Origin of the sequence: Streptomyces sp. SDr-06 (assembly GCF_003324565.1) — a bacterium.
GTDB lineage: Bacteria > Actinomycetota > Actinomycetes > Streptomycetales > Streptomycetaceae > Streptomyces.
In genome coordinates this window covers 1-17,695 of record NZ_QOLA01000006.1, presented here as the reverse complement: position 1 = coordinate 17,695, position 17,695 = coordinate 1, and the positions used below count along the sequence as shown (strand labels likewise).

Here is a 17,695-nt window from a genome sequence, read left to right as displayed (position 1 = left end):
CTCTCTCAGACCGCTCGGACCACGAGAGCGGCATTGTGGCCGCCGAAACCGAACGAGTTGCTCAGCGCGATCCGCATGCTTGCGTGGTGCTGCGCTTGGTGCGGCACGAAGTTGATGTCCGGGGCGATCGGCTCGTGACAGTTGATGGTCGGCGGAACGTCTCCGGTGCGCAGGGCCTGGATCGACGCCACGAGCTCGACCGCCCCGGCGGCACCGATCATGTGCCCGGTCATCGACTTGGTGGAGCTGACCGGGATGTGGGTGACCCGGTCGCCCAGCACCTCCCGCAGGACGGTCGCCTCGGTCGCGTCGTTCAGCACGGTGCCCGTGCCGTGCGCGTTGACGTAGTCCACGTCCGCGCCAGTGATCCCCGCGTCGCGCAGTGCCTTCTCGACGGCAAGGCACGCGCCCCGTCCCTCCGGGTGCGGGGCGGTCCAGTGATGGGCGTCAGAACTCGCCCCGTATCCCGCGAGTTCGGCCAAGGCCGTTGCCCCTCGCGCCTTGGCCACTTCCGCGGCCTCCAGCACCACCACGGCGGCGCCCTCGCTCATCACGAACCCGTCGCGCTGCGCATCGAACGGACGGCACGCAGCGGCGGGGTCCTCGTTGCGGCGGGACAGCGCTTGGGCGTTGCCGCTGCCCGCGAGGTCGATGGTGGTCACGCAGGCATCGGCGCCGCCGACGAGGACGATGTCGGCCTCCCCGTGGCAGATCATGCGCATACCCGCACCCACCGCGTCCGCGCCACTGGCGCACGCCGTGCTCTGGGCGCGGCTGGGCCCCTGGGCGCCCAGCCGCATGCTGATCTCACAGGCCGCGCTGTCCATGGCGGTGGTGACCTGGGCGAAGGGACTGATGGCCCGTGGCCCTTTGTCGCGCAGCGTGTTCGCGGCGCGGTAGATCGACCCCACCGGACCGTACCCACTGCCGATGATCACGGCGACTCGCGGTGCCAGGCGCTCGTCGATGACGAGCCCGGCGTGCTCGCAGGCCTCCAGCGCAGCGGCCAGGGCGTACTGCGCGTACGGGTCGGCGCGACGGCTGACCGTCGGCGGCATGTAGCGGCCGGGTGTGAAGCCGCGCACCTGGCCGCCGATCCGGACCTTGAGACCGGTCACATCGATGGCGGCCACGGTGTCGACGCCGCTGCGCCCGGCCAGCATCGCCGCCCATGTCTCCTCGACGCTGTGGCCCAGCGGCGTCACCGCCCCGTACCCGGTGACCACCACTTGGCGCCGAGCCCCGTTGCGTTGGGCGTCGCCGCGCGTCATTGGGGTACCACCTCGGCGTCACGCAGGGGCGGGAGGATGTCGTCGGGGGCGACCGGAACCATCAGCACGGCTGTGCCTCCCTGCGCGCAGAACCGTCGCGCGGCGAGAATCTCGTCGGTCAGCGCGGGCTTGTCGCGCAGCACGCGGTAGTGGATGTCCGACCCGTCGTCCACCATGGGCGGCGGCGCTCCCGGGCGGGTGAAGGGGTAGCGGTCTGCGTCGAGTCCGAGGCGGGCGGCTTGGGCGGCCAGCCAGCCGTATCCGCCGTTGCACAGCACCACGTACAGGACTCCGCCGTGCGTCGCGGCGGTGGCGGCGATGTCCGCGCGGGCCGCGAGGAAGGCTCCATCTCCGATGAACGCGGTGACCTCATGGTCCGGGGCGGCCCGTTTGACCCCGATGGCCGCGGCCGCGCCGAAGCCCAAAGGGGTCTGCTCCGACGGCACGATGGAGCCGCCGCCGCTGTGGAAGGGAAAGCAGTAGGACCACATGTCCTGCAGCCCGTTCTCCTGGACCAGGATGTGGGACGTGCCGGCGGTGGCGTCGAGCGCGGCGAGCAGCTCGGGGATGCGGATCTCCGGGAGCGTCGCGGCGCGGGTCAATTCCGCCGCCACGTCGAGGGACATGGTGTTGCGGGCGACGGCGATCGCGTTCGTCCACAGCTCAGTCGTGGCGGCGTGCTCGGCCTCGGCGCCGTCAGCCAGTGCCCGCGACCAGCCGCGCACGGCCTGCCGGGCATCTCCCAGGACGCGCGCACCCGGGAACTCGGCCGACAGGCCGCACGGGTCGACGTTGACCTGCACCACCGTGACCGGGGGTATCGGGGTTCCGCCTTCGGTGACTGTCTCCTCCAGCCGCCCGGCCAGCGACACCACCAGGTCGCAGGACGACCACAGCTCGCGCGCCGGGGCCGTGGCGTAGAGGCCGGCTATGCCGCAGAACAGCCGGTGGCGCTCGTCGACGGCACCGCGGCCGGACGCGGTGGTGAACAGTGCCGCGCCGAGGCGTTCGGCGAAGTGCTCGATCACTCCGTCGTCGTTGCGGTGCCGCATGCCGCCACCCACGAGCACCACCGGACGCTGGCTCGCACGGATCGCCTGCAGCGCGGGTCCCGGGGGCACCGGGGCGGGCTCAAGGAGCAGTGGTTCGGGCAGGGTTGGCTGCGGTCCGGTGACGAGGATCTCCGCCGTGCGGACGTCATCGGGCACCTCGAGGTAGACGGGCCCGGAGGGCGGCCCCACCGCTCGGGTCAGCGCGGTCACCGTCGCGGGGACGACCCGGTCCGGGTGCCCCACCCGGTGCGCCCACTTCACCAGGGGCGCTGCCACGGTGACCTGGTCGAGCTCCTGGAAACCACCGCTGCCCCGGCGCCGTTCGGCCACACCGGCCGCGAGCACCAGGACCGGTACGCCGGACTCCCGCGCCTCAAGGAGCCCGGTGGCCGCGTGTGTGACGGCGGGCCCCTTGCCCAGGGCGCAGACGGCAAGCCGGCCCGACTGCAGTGCATAGCCGGTCGCCATGTACATCGCATTGCGCTGGTCCCGGCACGGTACGACGTCCAGTCCGGCGCCGTCGAGAGCGCGGAGCAGCTCCAGGTCGTCGCCGGGCAGTCCGAAACACGTGTCCACCCCGTTGGCCACCAGCACATCGACGACGGCGGACCATGCGTCGGGGTACCGCTTGCCCACCCGGGTCACAGCCCATCCACCGTGATGGGGGCGGCCATCGGTAGATTCTCTGCCACGGCCTGCGACAGCAGCAGGGGTTCGGCGTGCTGTTCGCCGCCGTAGGAGAGGTAGTTCGCCCTCATCCCGTAGCCGCCGAACGGCCGGTTGCCGTCGTCGGCGTCGAGCAGGGTGTGGTTGACACAGGTGTGGTGCCGCTCGGACAGGACGCTCACCGTCTCCGGATCGTTGCCGTAGACCATCGCGCCCAGCGCGCGTTCGCTGAAGAAGGGGCTGGCCAACCGCTCGCGCAACCGCCTCGCACTGGGATAGGCCACGACGTTGAACACCGGGGCGAACATCTCGTCCAGGGGGATCTTTTCGTCGAAGTCCCAGGCAAGCACGGTGGGATCGATCCGGCGGGCGGGCAGGTCGATGCGCCCGCCGTGCCGGATGTGCCCCACGTGGCGGACCAGGTAGTCCGAGCAGTCCACCAGCGCCGAGTCGTAGAAGATGGGGCCGTAGTCGGCGCCGGGATCGCGGTTCTGCCCGAACCGCAGCGAGGCCAGTTCTGCCGATAAGAGATCAATGAACTCGTCGGTGCGGCCCTGGGGTGCGTACACGACGTCCGGACCGAAACAGTCTTGGCCCGAGTTGTAGAGCCGGATGGTGGTGACATCTCGTACGGCACGGGCGAGATCGGCGTCAGGTGCGATCACAAAGGGATTGATGCCGCGGCCGAAGAACAGAAAGAGCTGGTCTTCCTCCAGCCCTTCGCGGATGATTTCGGCGTTGGAGTAATTTCCGGTGAAGACGATGAGGTCCGCCCCGCGTACCGGCCCCGTCACGAACTTACGCTGACTGACCTCGGTCATCTCGATGGGCAAGCCGTGGACCGGCGCCAGCAGGTCGTGCAGGCGCCGCGTCTGGCTCTTTATTTCCGAGGACGGCCGGAAGACGATGCGATCGCAGTAGAGGGACGCCACGAGCGTGTAGAGCGCGTAGGAATAGAGCGGGATGTTGGACGGCATGAAGACCGCGGCCAGAGGAACGCGGCCGGGTCGCATCCGGCGGATCTCCTCCTCGGCTCCGTCGAGAGTGGCGAGGAATGCGTGGATCTCCGCACTGGCGGTCTGGTGGGGCGATATCTCGGTCAGAATGTCCAGCACCGCGTCTTCGTGGTCGGCCACGTAACGCCGCACCGTGCGCAGCGCGTCCACGCGCTCCGCGAAGTGGGTGCGGTAGTCGGGGGCACTGACGGCCGGCCTGGGCTTGGTGAGGTCCGGGGGCATGGTGGGGGGCGTGGACAGCGAGGTCATGGCGATCTTCTCCAGAACGGCGAGGTCGGGTTTTCCCGTGCTCGTCAGGGGCAGCGCGGGAAGCACGACGATGCGGTCGGGCTGCTCATAGCGGGCGAGTACGGGGCGCAGCAGGTGCTTCCAGTGCGCGGCCTCGTGTCCGTCCGGGTCCGCGATCACGTACACCAGACGGCAGCCCGCACGCTGGTCGGGGATGGCGACGACCGCCGTTCGCGCGCCGGCCGACTCGGCCCGTTCGGCGAGGTGGTCCGGGTAGAGCGTGTGGCCGTCGCGGTGCACGGCGTGTTTGCGCCCGACCGGGAACACGCGGCCCGCGGCGTCGACCAGGCCGATGTCGCCGGTGCGGTGAACGGGACCGGGCACCGGAACGATCTCACCGTCCGCACCCAGGTGACCGGTCATCAGGCCGTCGCTGCGTACGACGAGTTCGCCGAGCCGGCCCGGGGGGAGCGGCCTGCCGTGATCGTCGTGGACCTCGACGGTCACGCCGGGCAGGGGCGTGCCGCAGCCGACCGGATCGGCAGGGGAGGCCAGTGCGATGTTACCTACCTCGGTCGCCCCGTACCCGTCGAGCAGTTGTTGGCCCATGCGGGCGTGGAACCGGGCTGCCAGGCTGCGCCCCAGCGGCGCTCCGCCCACACACCAGGCCCGCACCCCTTCCAGCGAGTTCGCGAGCGCGGGGCGACGGTCGAGCAGGTTGAGCAGGCTGTAATAGGTCGACGGGGCGCCATCCACGATGGAGAGGCCATGGGCCGCGCCCACCTCAAGGGCATGGTCCAGGCGCGTGTTCGGCCCGTAGACCACGAGCGTGCCCCCGCCCAGCCACCAGCACAGGACCAGCGACAGACCGTACTGGTGGGAGTACGGCAGAACGGGCAGGAACACGTCGTCGGGCCGGTATCGCATCCGTTCCGCGCTGCGGGCGAGGTTGTCCAGGATCGAGCGGCCGGATCGGACAATGCCCTTGGGGCTGCCGGTCGTACCCGACGACCACGAGATGACGGCATCCGGACGCCGGGTCCAGGACGCAACATCGAGAACGGTCCCTGGGTCCGCGGCAGCCCGCGTCGCTGCAGTACCACCCGCGTCGTCGCAGATGTCGAGCACCACGCGCGCCTGGACGCGCATCCGTGCTCGCTGTGCCGGTGCCGCCCGATGATCGGCCAGGACCACCGAAGCGTCGAGGTGAATGAGCGCGAGCAGATCGACGACCCATTCCGGGGAATTAGCTCTGCTCATCATGGTTCGTGCGCCGGATGTGATGCCGCGGCGCGCGAGAAGTTCGACGGTTCCGAAGACGCGCTCCGTTATTTCCTCTGTCTCCCAGACGTGTCCTTCCGGTGAGACCAGGCGCCTGGAAGTCAGCAATCCTTGCACCTTAACGCCGGGGGATGTTCGACGTTTTGGATATGCATGTTTGTCAACTCGCAATCCCGCGACCATGCTTGCCTGTGGTGGACAAGATGTATATCGCGTGACTATGCCACGCCCCTAGACCGGTGTCGAGTGCGTCAACAAGGCTCCGTGATGCGTAGGGGGTTGCTGGGCGTGAAGTGACGGAAGGGAAATGTTGCGAGTGGTAATTTCCGGTCGATTAATTCAGGCTGTGATTGCCGTCCGCGCGCATGTGGATATTTCCCCGGCCCCGTGCGGATCGCGCGCTCCACGCAGTGCGGACGTGCACGTTCTCTCGCTCCGTCAAGCCATCGGTGTGTCCGCTGTGCTGACGCAGAGCCGTGGCAGGAACCACTCGCCGGACCGTCCTCCCGACCCGGTCCCGGCCAGGATGCGGAGATGGTGCGTCCCGCCTCCTCTGTCAGAGCCCCGCCCATGACCTTGATCGCGGTCCTGCTCATCGCGTGCGCGGTCCTCCGCCCAGGACGCGCCCTGCTCAAGGCGTGATCGAGGGTGTACTGCGTTGGATCAACACGGCGAGCCGTCTCCAGAGGGGTCGGGTGAACCATGGCTCGCCCCCTACCCCCTCTGCCCTGGAAGGGATTGTCTGCCCGTGACGCTCAGGGAAATCTATGTTTACCAGAGTAGACATTGAGGGCTGAGCGTGGCTATGGTTTCTCTCGTAGCGAGGTCGAGAAGAGCCCGGCAGAGACGAACTGCCGGGCAGCAGTACGCAGTTGCAGTACGCAGAACGGTGCGGTGGTGGAGTTCTGGAGCCATGGAGTTCGCAGGACGGCGACGGGACTGGCGACTGGACCGGGTGGCCCGCAGTGATCAGGGGCCGCCGAGAGCAGTAGGGCAGTTGAGCAAGTGCAGTACCAGTAAGCGCAGTTCGCAAAAGCAGCAAGTTCAGAGGGAAAGAACGGAGGAGCCAGGCGCCATCAGGATCGCCCGGGCGGAAGTCCTGAGCCCGGGTACCGCAGGACATCGATAGTGAGGTGGTCCCCGGTCACGCAACCGCGATCCCCGCATGCGCCGTTCACCCCCCGACGGTGGTGCGGAAACAGCAGGCCGGCGCAGTATCAGGGCCGGCAGATGGTGTAGCAGTTCCTTCGGGGCCCGGGCGCGATCGCCCGGGCCCCTCCAGCGTGCTCCACAGAGAGGTGCGATGACAGCAGACGACTCCTACGACCGTCTCGATGACGATGACTATCCCGCCTACACCATGGGCCGGGCGGCCGACATACTCGGCACCACCCAAAGCTTCCTCCGAGCCATCGGAGACGCCCGCCTGATCACTCCGCTGCGATCGGCCGGCGGTCACCGCCGCTACTCCCGCTACCAACTGCGGGTCGCCGCTCGGGCGCGCGAACTCGTCGACCAGGGCACGCCCATCGACGCCGCGTGCCGCATCATCATCCTCGAAGACCAACTCCAAGAAGCCCAGCGCATGAACGCCGAATACCGCCGTGCCGTGGAACCGGGCAGTCCGCCCGATCCTGCCTGATGCACGCACAGCCACCTCCCTCCGCCGATCCGGGGGAGCACGCCCGCACCATCGCCTGGACCCCGCCCACTCCCGAGGCGTCCGGGCGACGGCGGGCCGCGTCGGCCGGGGGGTGGGCAAGGCCGACGGTGCCTGAAGCACGCACCGCCGAAGCCTCTACGGAGACAAGCCCGGCCAATGATCTGCCCCCAGCGCGGAGCGTGGAGGCCATGAGGGACACGCAGCACATGCCGACGGCATCGTCGGACAGCCCCGGGCCGCACCACCCGGCAGTCACCGTCCCAGCCGCGGCCCGGCTGGTCGAACTCATCGTCAAGGCCGTTCGCAACGGCGATGAGCAGACGATCCGCACCCTTCTTCACGAACTGACCGAGGTAGCCGACATCGAAGCCCTTCTGCTGCTCCGTCGCAGGCTCAACGAGGACATGTACTGGCGGGCACATCCGGCGCTGCGTGCGAACCCGGGCGCGGCCTGAACGGGCACGGGTCCGGTCCGGGAGCCACTGCCTTCGCCGCCGTGTTCTGCGGCTACGGCGAGGCCTCGAGCGCAGGCCCGTGAGAGTGTAATTGGGCTCAACTGGCTGTGGTCACAGCGGCAGGGGGCTCACTATGGGCACAGTGCCGTCGTCAGTTCCCCCCGGGCGGCACGCTCATGGCCCCGGCTGGCGCTTCCCCCGAGCGTCGGCCGGGGCGCTGTGGTGGCCATGCCGCGAGCCCTTCGGTCACGCCACCCGGGGTGAGCTGGGCGCCGCTCGTGGGCACTACCGGCGCGAGGCGCCCTGGCCCCTTCCGTGGGCTGTGGAGCGGGCGTCGTGTCAGGGGTGGAGGGCCTCTTCGAGGGTTTCGCGGGTGTCAATGAGGGAGTCGACGCCCACGATATGGAGGATGCGCGCCACGATTTCGGAGGGGGATGCCAGGCGCAGCCAGCCGCCCCTTTCGGTCAAGGCGTTGTGCGCGGCGATGAGGATGTTGATGCCGCTGGAGTCCATGAAGGTGACCTGGCGCAGATCGACCACCATGCGCACGGTCGGCGCGCCTGCGGGATCGAGCGCTCCGCCGAGGACACCGCCGGTGTCGTGGTCGATCTCTCCGGTCAGCGTCACCACTCGGACGCCATTGGTGTCCGAGACCACGGCCGACAGTCGGCCGGCGCTTTCGATACCCGTCGTCCCTGACTCATCCATACGGCAGATCCTGGCACACCCGGAGCCAGGACCGCAGCGCCGCTGCCCAGGTGGAGCCAACTCGCCGCGTATGCAAGCGATCACACCGATGGAGCGGGTGTGGTCTGCGAATGCGCGGGTACGCGCCAGGTGTTGCGAAGGGGGAGCAATGGCGAGCGTGCAGGAGCGAGGTCTGGTGGAGGACGGTGGGGAAGCGCCGGGCGCCTGGCCGCTTCATGTCGGCGCGGCACTGGACGGGGACGGCGCGTGCATTGCCCAAGCCCGCCATCTGGCTGCGGAGTTCCTCGTCCGTGCACGAGACGAGTACGGCGTCGTCGTCTCGCAGCGTGCACAGGACTTGGCGTGTCTGGTCGTCAGCGAGCTGGTCACCAACGCGCTGAAATACGCACCAGGCCCGGTTCTGCTCGACCTGAACATCGAGGACGAGACAGTGGAGATCGCGGTGTGGGACTCCGACCCCGTTCTGCCGATCGCCCGCGCCGCGGACGCCGACCGGGTGGGGCAGCACGGCCTGGAAATCGTCCTGACGGTCGCCTCGAGTTTCGAAGCGAGGAAGGAAACCGTCGGTAAACGCATCACCGTCGGCATTGCCCTGGGCGACGTGCCCCGGCCCTTGCGGCACGCGCCCTCGTAACATGCCTCCCAGCGGAACACGCCGCGGTTAGGGCCCCCTCCCGGGCCCACCGAAAGGGCAGCTGCTCGCCGACGAACTTGTCCGCGTCCCTACGTCGGGTAGGGCAGCGAGGTGCAGAACGGAATGTCCTCGTCCTGGCAGGCTTCGTACACCGCCTCCACGTCTGTGCCCGGGGTCATCGGTTTCCCCCGCCACGCCGGTACTGCTGCCGCGCTCGCGCCGACCTGCCTCCGGCAGAACAGGCACCGGCGGCCCCTCGGAGGGAGTAGGGGCCGATCGTCTGGGCAGACGGGCTTCATGCACGGACAACATGCGCGTCCCGCGAGTACTCCGTTCGGCCAGCCCTTCACCTCCACCACGCCGCTGGCAGGGCAAGCCAGCGCCAAGCATGCGCGCCCGGGTCGGCTGGCGGGTCGAACGCGACGAAGGATCCTCGCATACCGGGCCATCGACTTCCTGTCCACGCACATCCCAGAGGCGTCCGGCCCAGGCGAGGAATGTCTGCTCCTCGTCCACATCCGACACGTCGTCGGCCAGGTCCACTACCGGTTGTGTTCCCATTGCGCCCAAGGGGTCATCACCAACGTCGTCATCAATGAGCCCTTCCGCAGCAGCGACCTGGGCACCCGGGCACTCTCACACCTGCGCACCCGTCACCCTGGCATCACCTGGACCAACACCTCCCGCACACGGACCCCACGCGATCTCCTGCGCCGTATGCGCATCCCCACCTCCACCCGCGACGAGCCCTGCGCCCATACGCGCCAGCCCCTGGCCGCGTGAACCCCGAGGACTGGGCCCCTTCGATACCACCGACCGCGGAGCGCCTGGCGGTGCAGCTCTGCAGCGTAAAAAGGGGCTCACTCGCTGGGAAACGTCGGCACTGCGGCTTTGACAGCCCGTTCAGCCGGATCCAGAACCTCTGGGTCACCGGAGCGGCAGTCGGCGGGTGCGTCACCCCCGGACGCGGACAAGCTGCTTCCCGAGGTTATGGCCACGGAAGAGCCCGGCGAGGGCGGCGGGCGCCTGGGTGAGGTCTTCTGCCACGGACTCTTCCACGACGATGTCACCCTTCGCGGACCAGTCGGCGAGTGCGCGGAAAGCCTCGGGGAAGCGGTCGGCGTGGTCGAGGAAGACGAAGCCATCCATCCGGGCGCGGCGCAGGCCCAGTTGGAGGTAGTTGCGTGGGCCGGTTGCGGGCGCCTCGCCCCGGTAGCCGGAGGCGACGGCGCCGCAGACCACGATGCGGGCGTGCAGGGCCAAATGGTCCAGGACCGCCTCCAGGAGATCACCGCCTACGTTGTCGAAGTAGACGTCGATGCCTTCAGGGGCGAGGCGGCCCAGTTCGGCGGGGACGTCGTCGCGGGTGTGATCGATGCACGCGTCCAGGCCGGCGGTCTCGACCGCCCAGCGGCACTTGCGTTCGCCACCCGCGATGCCGATCACGCGTGCCCGGCGTGCCTTCGCGATCTGGGCGGCGACCGCGCCGGTGGCGCCCGCGGCTGCCGAGACGACGACGGTCTCGCCGGGTCGGGGGCGGCCCACATCGGTCATGCCGAAGTAGGCGGTCAGTCCGGTGGTGCCGAACAGGCCGAGCATGCGGCGTGGTTCGACGCCGGGTGGCACGGGGTGCATGCCGTACAAGCCGTGCGATGTGCCGACGGCGTAGTCCTGCCAGCCAAGTTCACCGTAGACGTGTGTGCCCACGGGGAGCGCGGGGGCGTTCGAGGCGACCACCTCGCCGACGCCGCCTCCCCGCATCACTTCTCCGAGCCCCACTGGCGCGCGGTAGTTGGGGCTGTCGTTCAGCCAGCCCCGCTGAGTGGGGTCGATGCTCAGCCAGTCGACGCGGACGAGGGCCTCGCCTGGCCCTGGTTGGGGCGCCTTCGTGGTGCGGAGCTCGAAGCAGTCAGGACCGGACGGGTTGAGGTCGCCTTGGGGGCGGCGGGCCAGTATCCACTGACGGTTCATGCGAGGCATGGGTCAGAGCACTTCCGTGAGTCGGCGGAGCAGGGTGGCGAAGGCCTTGCGGTCCGCGGGGCCGAGCGCTCGGTCGAAGAGCGCGTAGGCCTTGTCGGTTGCGACGGCCGTGGCCTGCTCAGCCTGTGTGGCCCCCGCCTCGGTCAGGGTGACCAGGGCACGTCGGGCGTCGCGCGGGTCGGGGCAGCGATCGACGTACCCCTGCTTCTCCAGCGGGGCGAGCAGCCGGGCCACACCGGACGGTGTGATGCCGAGCAACTCCACGAGGTCGAGCCGGCGCAGCCGCTGCTCGGGGGCCTGTGCGAGGTGATGCAGGACGGCGAACTCCCGGAAGGAGAGCCCCTGTACATCGAGCCGCCGCCGCAGGCCCGCGGCGGCGCGGGTCAGCCCCAGGGCGAGGGCCAGGTCTTCCGCCTTCTGCGACCAGTCCATGAGATCCTTACACGGTGAGATCACGTTGATTATTCGATGACTACTCAACGATATGTGCGCCGCCCTGCCCGCGGCAAACCGCATCCACCGAGCCCGCGACCGCCTGGCCTCAAGGTCTCGAATCGCAGCCCCACTTGCGCGCGCAACGACCGGGGGACAGGTACGTAAGGCACGCCCTCGGGGCGGGTTGGGGAATGTGTGAGTGGCAACGCGAGTTACGGCGCTACCGGTAGTGCGTTTCCCCCTGGCTTGAACCGATCGCCGAGCAGCACGGTCCAGGAATGGGGGGCTCGGGGAGGATTGTGTGGTGCTGCAGCGTCACTGCGTCGAGCGACCGGTGACCAGGCCGCCGCCCGCATCGGCTGCCCTGTCGCGCGCGTTGCCCGGCTGTCAGACCTGTCTGGGACGCTCGGGGCATGGAGATGACTGTGCAGCTGACGATCGACTGTTCCGATCCGCAGAGGATGGTGGCCTTCTGGGCCGAGGCACTGGGCTATGTGCCTGAGCCCGCACCGGACGGGTATGCCACGTGGCGCGCCTACTGGGAAGCGCTGGGGGTGCCCGAGGAGGAGTTGCCGGCCGGGGCGGGCGACGTCGCGGAGTCGATCGTTGATCCCGCGGGACGTGGACCGCGCGTGTGGTTCCAGCAGGTTCCGGAGCCGAAGACCGCGAAGAACCGGTGGCACTTCGACCTCAAGGTCGGCGGTGGGCGTGACGTGCCGACGAATGTCCGGGCGCGGAGGGTCAGGGCCGTGGTGGAACGGCTGGTCGAGGCTGGTGCCACCGTGCTGAAAATCAAGGACGAGCCGGACATGGGGCTCTATGCCGCGGCCCTGCAGGATCCCGAGGGCAACGAGTTCGACGTCGTCTGAGGGCCCTTGCGCGAATGGGGGTGATCGCAGCCACTCGGTCAACAGCCGCCCCATTCGCACCCGCCTGCGCCAGGCCCGCCGACACGGCCGGGACGTGTCCGTGGACGTCCTCCACCGGGACCTGGCCGTCCACCGGGTCCGGTCGTGCCGGGTGGCGTGTTCACGGAGGGCCGCCTGGCACAAGCCGCGGGCCGCGCCCGCGGACTCCGTCCCCGGCATCGTCGGCAGGCGATCGCAGAGCGTCGCAACTCCATGATCGCCAGGACCTGTGCCCGTATTGCGGCTGGTTGCCACCATCCGCCTGTCCGCGCGCCCTCTTGTAGGTACTGCCGCGCGCAGAGACTCGTCCTGCCTGCTGAACCCGTCCAGCGGCCAAGTGACCTGCAGCTCTTCCGCGTTCATGGAACCAGCCTGGAAGTTCAGCCAAGACGTGTGCCCAGCCCCAGCCCTGACGCAGTCGCTCCCCGGCCTGATGCTTTGATCTATCGGCACCCGTCGTCAGTGACCCCTGCCCTGCAACTATCGGGCAGCACTAGGGTGTTCGGTGTGACAGAAGTGAACGGGGAATTGATCGATGGCCGGTACCGGCTGACCGAGCTGATAGGCCAGGGCGGCATGGGCTGCGTCTGGCGGGGTCGGGACGAGAGGCTCGGGCGGGACGTCGCCGTCAAGGAAGTGATGTTCCCCCAGGGCATCACCGCCGAGCAGCGAGAGGTCCTGCTCCAGCGTGTGACACGGGAGGCGCGTGCCGCGGCGCGGCTCAATCATCCGGGGATCATCACGGTGCATGACGTGGTCGAACACCGGGGCGCGCCTGTGATCGTCATGGAACACGTGACGGGCATCTCCCTGGCTGCGTCGATCGCGCAGAGCGGGGGACTGCCGGTCCGCAAGGTCGCCGAGATCGGCGTGAAGATGCTGCAGGCGCTGAACCGCGCCCACGCCTCCGGCATCGTCCATCGCGACCTCAAACCGGACAACGTCCTGCTGATGGACGACCGGGTCATCATTACCGATTTCGGCATCGCGCACATGGCGGACTCGACCATGGCGCTCACCCACACCGGCACGATCATCGGCACACCTGCCTACATGGCGCCCGAGCAGTTGGCGGGCAAGACTCCCTCAGCCGCCACCGACCTGTGGGCCTTGGGGGCCACGCTCTACAGCGCCGTCGAGGGTCAACCCCCCTTCAATGCCGAGACCTTCACCGCGCTGGTACTCGCCGTGGTCACCGAGGACCCGCGCCCTGCCCTGCGCGCAGGGGGCCTGGGGCCGGTTCTTACGGCCCTGCTGACGAAGGATCCGGCGCAACGTGCCACGGCCGCGCAAGCGCAGGCCGCGCTGGAGCAGGTGGAACGGGCAGGAGAGGCCGTTCCCGGGCCGATTCCCACTCAGGTCGACTCCGCGCCGTCGCCGGCCTTCGCTCCCACGCCCGACGCCTTCACGATCACCGCCCCTGCCCGTCCCAGCAGTCCACCTTTCAGCGGTTTTCCGCAGCCGGCTGACCCGTACGCACAGAGCACCGCTCCTGACGGGCCCGGCACCCGAACACTTCCGAGCCCTGCCATGGCGCGAACCTGGCGGTTCGTCGGCTGCTTCGCACTCCTGTGGATTACGGGCCTCGCGCTGCCGTGGAACAACCTGGCCGACACGGTGCGGTTCGGGTTTCTGTCCATGGACATCGCCTTCACGCTCGTGGCCGCCCTCATCCACGCCTGGCCGCGACCGGGCTGGCACCCCGGGGCCTGCTGGGCGGGGGTGGTCGTCCTCGACACGGCCTTGCTCTTCGTCGCCAAGCAGCTCGCCGCCCAGTTGCTCGGAACGCAACCGGAACACATCACGATCGGGTTCAACCTCGAGCCGTTGCCCCTCATCCTCAACGTCCTGATCCTTGCCACCGGTGCCTGGCTCCTGTGGTGGAAGGTCCCCGGTAGCCGCCCCGCCTGAGATCGCCCGCCACGGTGTGGCAGGGCGGCTTCCCCGCGAGGTCGCCCCCATCAAGATCAACGCTCGTGCACAGCGCGGGGGCGGCCCCCGGGTTTCGGGCTCGTACACGCAGGGGGCCCGGTCAGCGGCCGTGGATTTGCTGCACGTGATGCTTGACGTGGACGTCGTCGGCGGACAGGGGTCCACGGCCCGGAGCCGGTCAGGTCGCATCGGGGTCGAACGCATGCCGCGAGGACTGGCTCGCTTGTGCGCTTTCGCTCGCAGCGGCAGGCGTGCGGCTGTCGGACGCGTCGCGCACGGCGTCCGCGACTGCTTCCAGCTCCGGGCGAGGGTCAAGCGCATTGCGGATCTCCGCCACTCCGGCGAGACCGTCGCCGTCGAGCAGGTGTTTGCGTACCAAGGTCTTCGGATGGAGGTCCTCGAACTCGAGGTCCTGGAACTCCGGGCCGAGTTCGGAACGCAGGTCCTGCTTGGCGCTGTCGGCGAACGCCCTCGCCTTACGCACGACGCCTGTTACGTTGCGGATGAAATCGGGCAGTTTGTCCGGCCCGAAGACGAAGATCGCGACGATGATGATGGCGAACAGTTTCATCGGACTCAGTTCGGTGAACATCCGCTCGCTCCTTCATCGGCACAGCGCTCGCCTGCTGCGAGCGCGACGGTCCACGCGGCTAACACTTTAAAGCTTGCGCAACTGTGGAACCATTGCATCCCGCGATTCGTCATCTGGGTCACAGGCAGGCAACGGCTGCCTGTTCGGCCCGGAGGGACCCGGAGGGTGCTGGCATGACCGCAGAGTTCAGCGCGGCGTTCGTTGAGTCGAAGGCCGGTATCGGCCGTGCCTGCGAGCTTTTCGCGCGTGCCGGATCTCTGTTGCCTCCCACCCCGTCGGGCGAGTGCCCGTGGTCGTGCAACCGCAGGGGAAGTGCGGGCGGCTGACCGATAGGCGCATCGGCCTCTCGCCTCCGCTCGCGGGCCGAGTGGTCGGCCTGGGGCAGGTGACCTGTGCGGCCGATCGGTCCGCAGTCGGCGAGGCATCCCTATCGGGTGACCCTTGTCACGGCCCGGAAGGTTGCATACTTGCGCGAGTAGGCAATTAATGGTGCGCCACGGGCCGCACCGGATTCGTGGGAGGGGAGCCTCTCGGACGCATGGATGACGAGGAGCGCATGCAGCAGGAACATTCGGCCGCCCCGCCGGGCGGCAATCCACCCCGGTGGGATCCCCCGAGTGCCCGGCCGGCGAGAACTGATCAGGCAACGGAGGCCTCCCGGACGATGGGAGCGTCGGCGGGACACGGGCGCCGACCGGCAGGCAGGTCCGCGGGTTCCGTCGTGGGGCTGGCCCTGGTGGCCCCGCCGCTGGTGGGCTCATGCTGCGATATCGCGTTGGGCTCCGGCCCCGGGTGGGGGTTGCTCGTAGGCGGGGTGGTCGGCGCGGTCGCATCCATCGTGCTGGGAGCCAGGCGCAAGGTCCTGTGGTGGGTGGCGCCGCTGCCTGCCCTGATCGTTGCCGCGCTGGCCGCGGCTGTCTATCTACTGACCAGGCCTTCCAGTTCCGGCGGCGGCAAGGCGGCGTCCACGGATCTGATCCGGTGGGCGGTAGCCGCCTTCCCCGCCATGGCCACCGCCCAGTGCGCGGTACTTGCCGTGCTGGCAGCACGCGGCCTGAAGTCCCTGTTCGACAGGAGCCGCAACCATGCCTGACACCCCCTCCTCCCGCCAGCAGAAGCGTCGCCGCTCAGCGTCGTCCGGCTCGCCGGCCGCCGGCCGTACGCGCCGGTCGGGGTGGATCGTGGCGCTGCGCACCCTGGTGTGGGTGACCTCAGCAGTCGTGCTCGTCGCCTGTGGCGTGACGTGGTTCGCCTACCGGTCGCTGACCAACGGACTCACGACCTCGGACGCGCTGGATGCCGTGAAGAAGAACGCGCCCAAGCATCTGGACAGTTCGGTGAACCTGCTGCTGATCGGCCTCGACTCGCGCAAGGACATGAACGGCAAGGACCTGCCCAAGGAGTTCGTCCAGGACCAGTTGCACGCCGGGTCGAGCGAGATCGGCTACTACAACACCAACACGCTGATCCTGATGCACATCCCCGCGGACGGAGGCAAAGTCAGCGCCTTCTCCATTCCTCGCGACGATTACGTGGAGACGCTCAACGGCGACGGCTCCTCCCAGGGCGAGCACAAGATAAAGGAGGCGTACGCCAACGCCTACACGGGAGCCAGCGAACGCCTGTCCAAGCAGGGCATCAAAGGTCCGGACCTCGAAGGCAAGAGCCGCGAAGCCGGACGCGAGGCGACACTGGCCACCGTGCAGCAGTTCACCGGCGTACCGATCGACCACTTCGCCGAGGTCAACCTGCTCGGCTTCTACGACATCGCCAAAGTCCTTGAGCCCATCACCGTCTGCCTCAAGCACCCGGTCAAGGACCGCTATTCCGGCGCGGACTTCCCAGCCGGGGTGCAGAAGGTGAACGCAAAGCAGGCGCTCGCCTTCGTCCGCCAGCGCCATGGCCTGGACGGGGGAGACCTCGACCGCACCCGTCGCCAGCAGGCGTTCATCTCGAGCGTCACCCATCAGCTCAAGAACGAGGGCCTCTTCGGCGACCTCGGAAAGCTGCAGGGGCTGTTCGACGTCATCAAGAAGGACCTGGTCATCGACAGCTCCTGGCAGGTGCTGGACTTCGCCCAGCAAGCGCCCAACCTCACCGGTGGCAACGTCGAGTTCCACACTCTGCCCATCACGGGGTTCGCCACCCGCAAGGGCGAATCCGTGAACCTTGTCGACCCTGAGAAGATCAAGGCAATCGTTCAGCAGACGTTCGGCGCCAGTCCTTCTGCGTCCCCCGACGACGGCGATGCCAAATCCGGTGCCAAGGCGGCCCCCGCCACTGTGGACGTCCGTAACGGCAATGGCACCGGCGGTCTTGCCGACACCGAGCTCAAAGCCCTGGCCGCGCTCGGCTACACCGCCGGCCAGACGGGGAACGCACCCGCCCAGGCACACACGACCGTGGCCTACGGCGCAGGTGCCCAACAGGCCGCCCAGCAGATCGCGTCCCGCCTCAAGTCGGGTTCCGCCACCGCCAGTTCCGCCGTGCCGGCCGGACACGTCCGCGTCACCCTGGGACGCGATTACACGCCGCCGGACAACAAGGCTCCCTCGCCCGCTCCCAGTAACTCCGCCTCCGCTTCCCCTGCGGACAGCGAGGACAGCGGGCCGGCCGTCAAAGCCGGCGGAGTGCCCTGCGTCAACTGAGTCGACGCGGAGTGCACGACAGGGGGAGCGGAGTCGTCCGCTGGTTCAGGGCCCGCCGTCCACGGCGGGCTCCTGTTCATGTCCTGTACGTCCGCTTCACCCTAGTACTGCAACGGTCTTTTCTGTGACGGATGGGCAGGTCGGTCGTTGGTGTGGTTATGGGTGGGGACGACCTTAGTGATGTCACGTTGTGGGCCGGGGAACTGGGCGCAGTGCATGGGCGGTT

At 68.7% G+C, this 17,695-nt stretch carries 14 protein-coding genes; 7 read left to right on the top strand and 7 right to left on the bottom strand.

The window, feature by feature from the left end; translation table 11 throughout:
• Positions 1-5: 5 nt before the first annotated feature.
• From fabF to DT019_RS14990, 3 genes are read right to left on the bottom strand one after another with little or no spacing between them, the layout of a single operon-like run.
• Positions 6-1,271, bottom strand: coding sequence for a beta-ketoacyl-ACP synthase II (gene fabF / locus DT019_RS15000; RefSeq protein WP_114037295.1), 1,266 nt, complete (start codon positions 1,269-1,271; stop codon positions 6-8).
• Positions 1,268-2,968: a thiamine pyrophosphate-binding protein gene (locus tag DT019_RS14995; RefSeq protein ID WP_223279524.1), complete on the bottom strand. Its 1,701-nt coding sequence runs from the start codon at positions 2,966-2,968 to the stop codon at positions 1,268-1,270. Before DT019_RS14995 ends, fabF begins: the two co-directional genes overlap by 4 nt.
• On the bottom strand, positions 2,965-5,697 hold the full coding sequence (locus DT019_RS14990) for an aldehyde dehydrogenase family protein (protein ID WP_223279523.1): 2,733 nt from the start codon (positions 5,695-5,697) through the stop codon (positions 2,965-2,967). The genes DT019_RS14995 and DT019_RS14990 overlap by 4 nt, the downstream gene beginning before the upstream one ends.
• 1,120 nt (positions 5,698-6,817) lie before the next feature.
• Here DT019_RS14990 and DT019_RS14985 point away from each other — a divergent pair.
• Positions 6,818-7,156, top strand: a complete 339-nt coding sequence (locus DT019_RS14985; RefSeq protein ID WP_114037293.1) for a MerR family transcriptional regulator — start codon at positions 6,818-6,820, stop codon at positions 7,154-7,156.
• 209 nt (positions 7,157-7,365) lie between these two features.
• On the top strand, positions 7,366-7,632 hold the full coding sequence (locus DT019_RS14980; protein WP_147267312.1) for a hypothetical protein: 267 nt from the start codon (positions 7,366-7,368) through the stop codon (positions 7,630-7,632).
• Between the two features lie 339 nt (positions 7,633-7,971).
• Here DT019_RS14980 and DT019_RS14975 read toward each other — a convergent pair whose 3' ends face one another.
• The gene (locus DT019_RS14975) at positions 7,972-8,340 is read right to left on the bottom strand and encodes an STAS domain-containing protein (protein WP_114037291.1); all 369 of its coding nucleotides are present in this window, start codon (positions 8,338-8,340) and stop codon (positions 7,972-7,974) included.
• 148 nt (positions 8,341-8,488) lie between these two features.
• Here DT019_RS14975 and DT019_RS14970 point away from each other — a divergent pair, with 148 nt between their 5' ends.
• The gene (locus DT019_RS14970; protein WP_223279521.1) at positions 8,489-8,974 is read left to right on the top strand and encodes an ATP-binding protein; all 486 of its coding nucleotides are present in this window, start codon (positions 8,489-8,491) and stop codon (positions 8,972-8,974) included.
• Between the two features lie 954 nt (positions 8,975-9,928).
• Here DT019_RS14970 and DT019_RS14960 read toward each other — a convergent pair.
• Both DT019_RS14960 and DT019_RS14955 read right to left on the bottom strand, forming a co-directional pair.
• Positions 9,929-10,945, bottom strand: coding sequence for an NADP-dependent oxidoreductase (locus DT019_RS14960; protein WP_223279519.1), 1,017 nt, complete (start codon positions 10,943-10,945; stop codon positions 9,929-9,931).
• 12 nt (positions 10,946-10,957) lie between these two features.
• Entirely contained in the window at positions 10,958-11,386 is a 429-nt protein-coding gene (locus DT019_RS14955; protein ID WP_189389564.1) for a MarR family winged helix-turn-helix transcriptional regulator, read from the bottom strand.
• 416 nt (positions 11,387-11,802) lie between these two features.
• Between DT019_RS14955 and DT019_RS14950 the strand changes: the two genes are divergently transcribed.
• Positions 11,803-12,258, top strand: a complete 456-nt coding sequence (locus DT019_RS14950) for a VOC family protein (RefSeq protein ID WP_114037288.1) — start codon at positions 11,803-11,805, stop codon at positions 12,256-12,258.
• A gap of 546 nt (positions 12,259-12,804) precedes the next feature.
• Positions 12,805-14,208, top strand: a complete 1,404-nt coding sequence (locus tag DT019_RS14945; protein WP_189389553.1) for a serine/threonine-protein kinase — start codon at positions 12,805-12,807, stop codon at positions 14,206-14,208.
• Positions 14,209-14,407: 199 nt separating this feature from the next.
• Here DT019_RS14945 and DT019_RS14940 read toward each other — a convergent pair whose 3' ends face one another.
• Positions 14,408-14,821: a sec-independent translocase gene (locus tag DT019_RS14940; RefSeq protein WP_114037286.1), complete on the bottom strand. Its 414-nt coding sequence runs from the start codon at positions 14,819-14,821 to the stop codon at positions 14,408-14,410.
• Positions 14,822-15,542: 721 nt separating this feature from the next.
• Here DT019_RS14940 and DT019_RS14935 point away from each other — a divergent pair.
• Both DT019_RS14935 and DT019_RS14930 read left to right on the top strand, forming a co-directional pair.
• A complete protein-coding gene (locus DT019_RS14935) occupies positions 15,543-15,914 on the top strand; it encodes a DUF6542 domain-containing protein (RefSeq protein ID WP_114037285.1) in 372 nt (123 codons plus the stop codon).
• Positions 15,915-16,002: 88 nt separating this feature from the next.
• A complete protein-coding gene (locus DT019_RS14930) occupies positions 16,003-17,469 on the top strand; it encodes an LCP family protein (protein WP_223279517.1) in 1,467 nt (488 codons plus the stop codon).
• Positions 17,470-17,695: the final 226 nt, after the last annotated feature.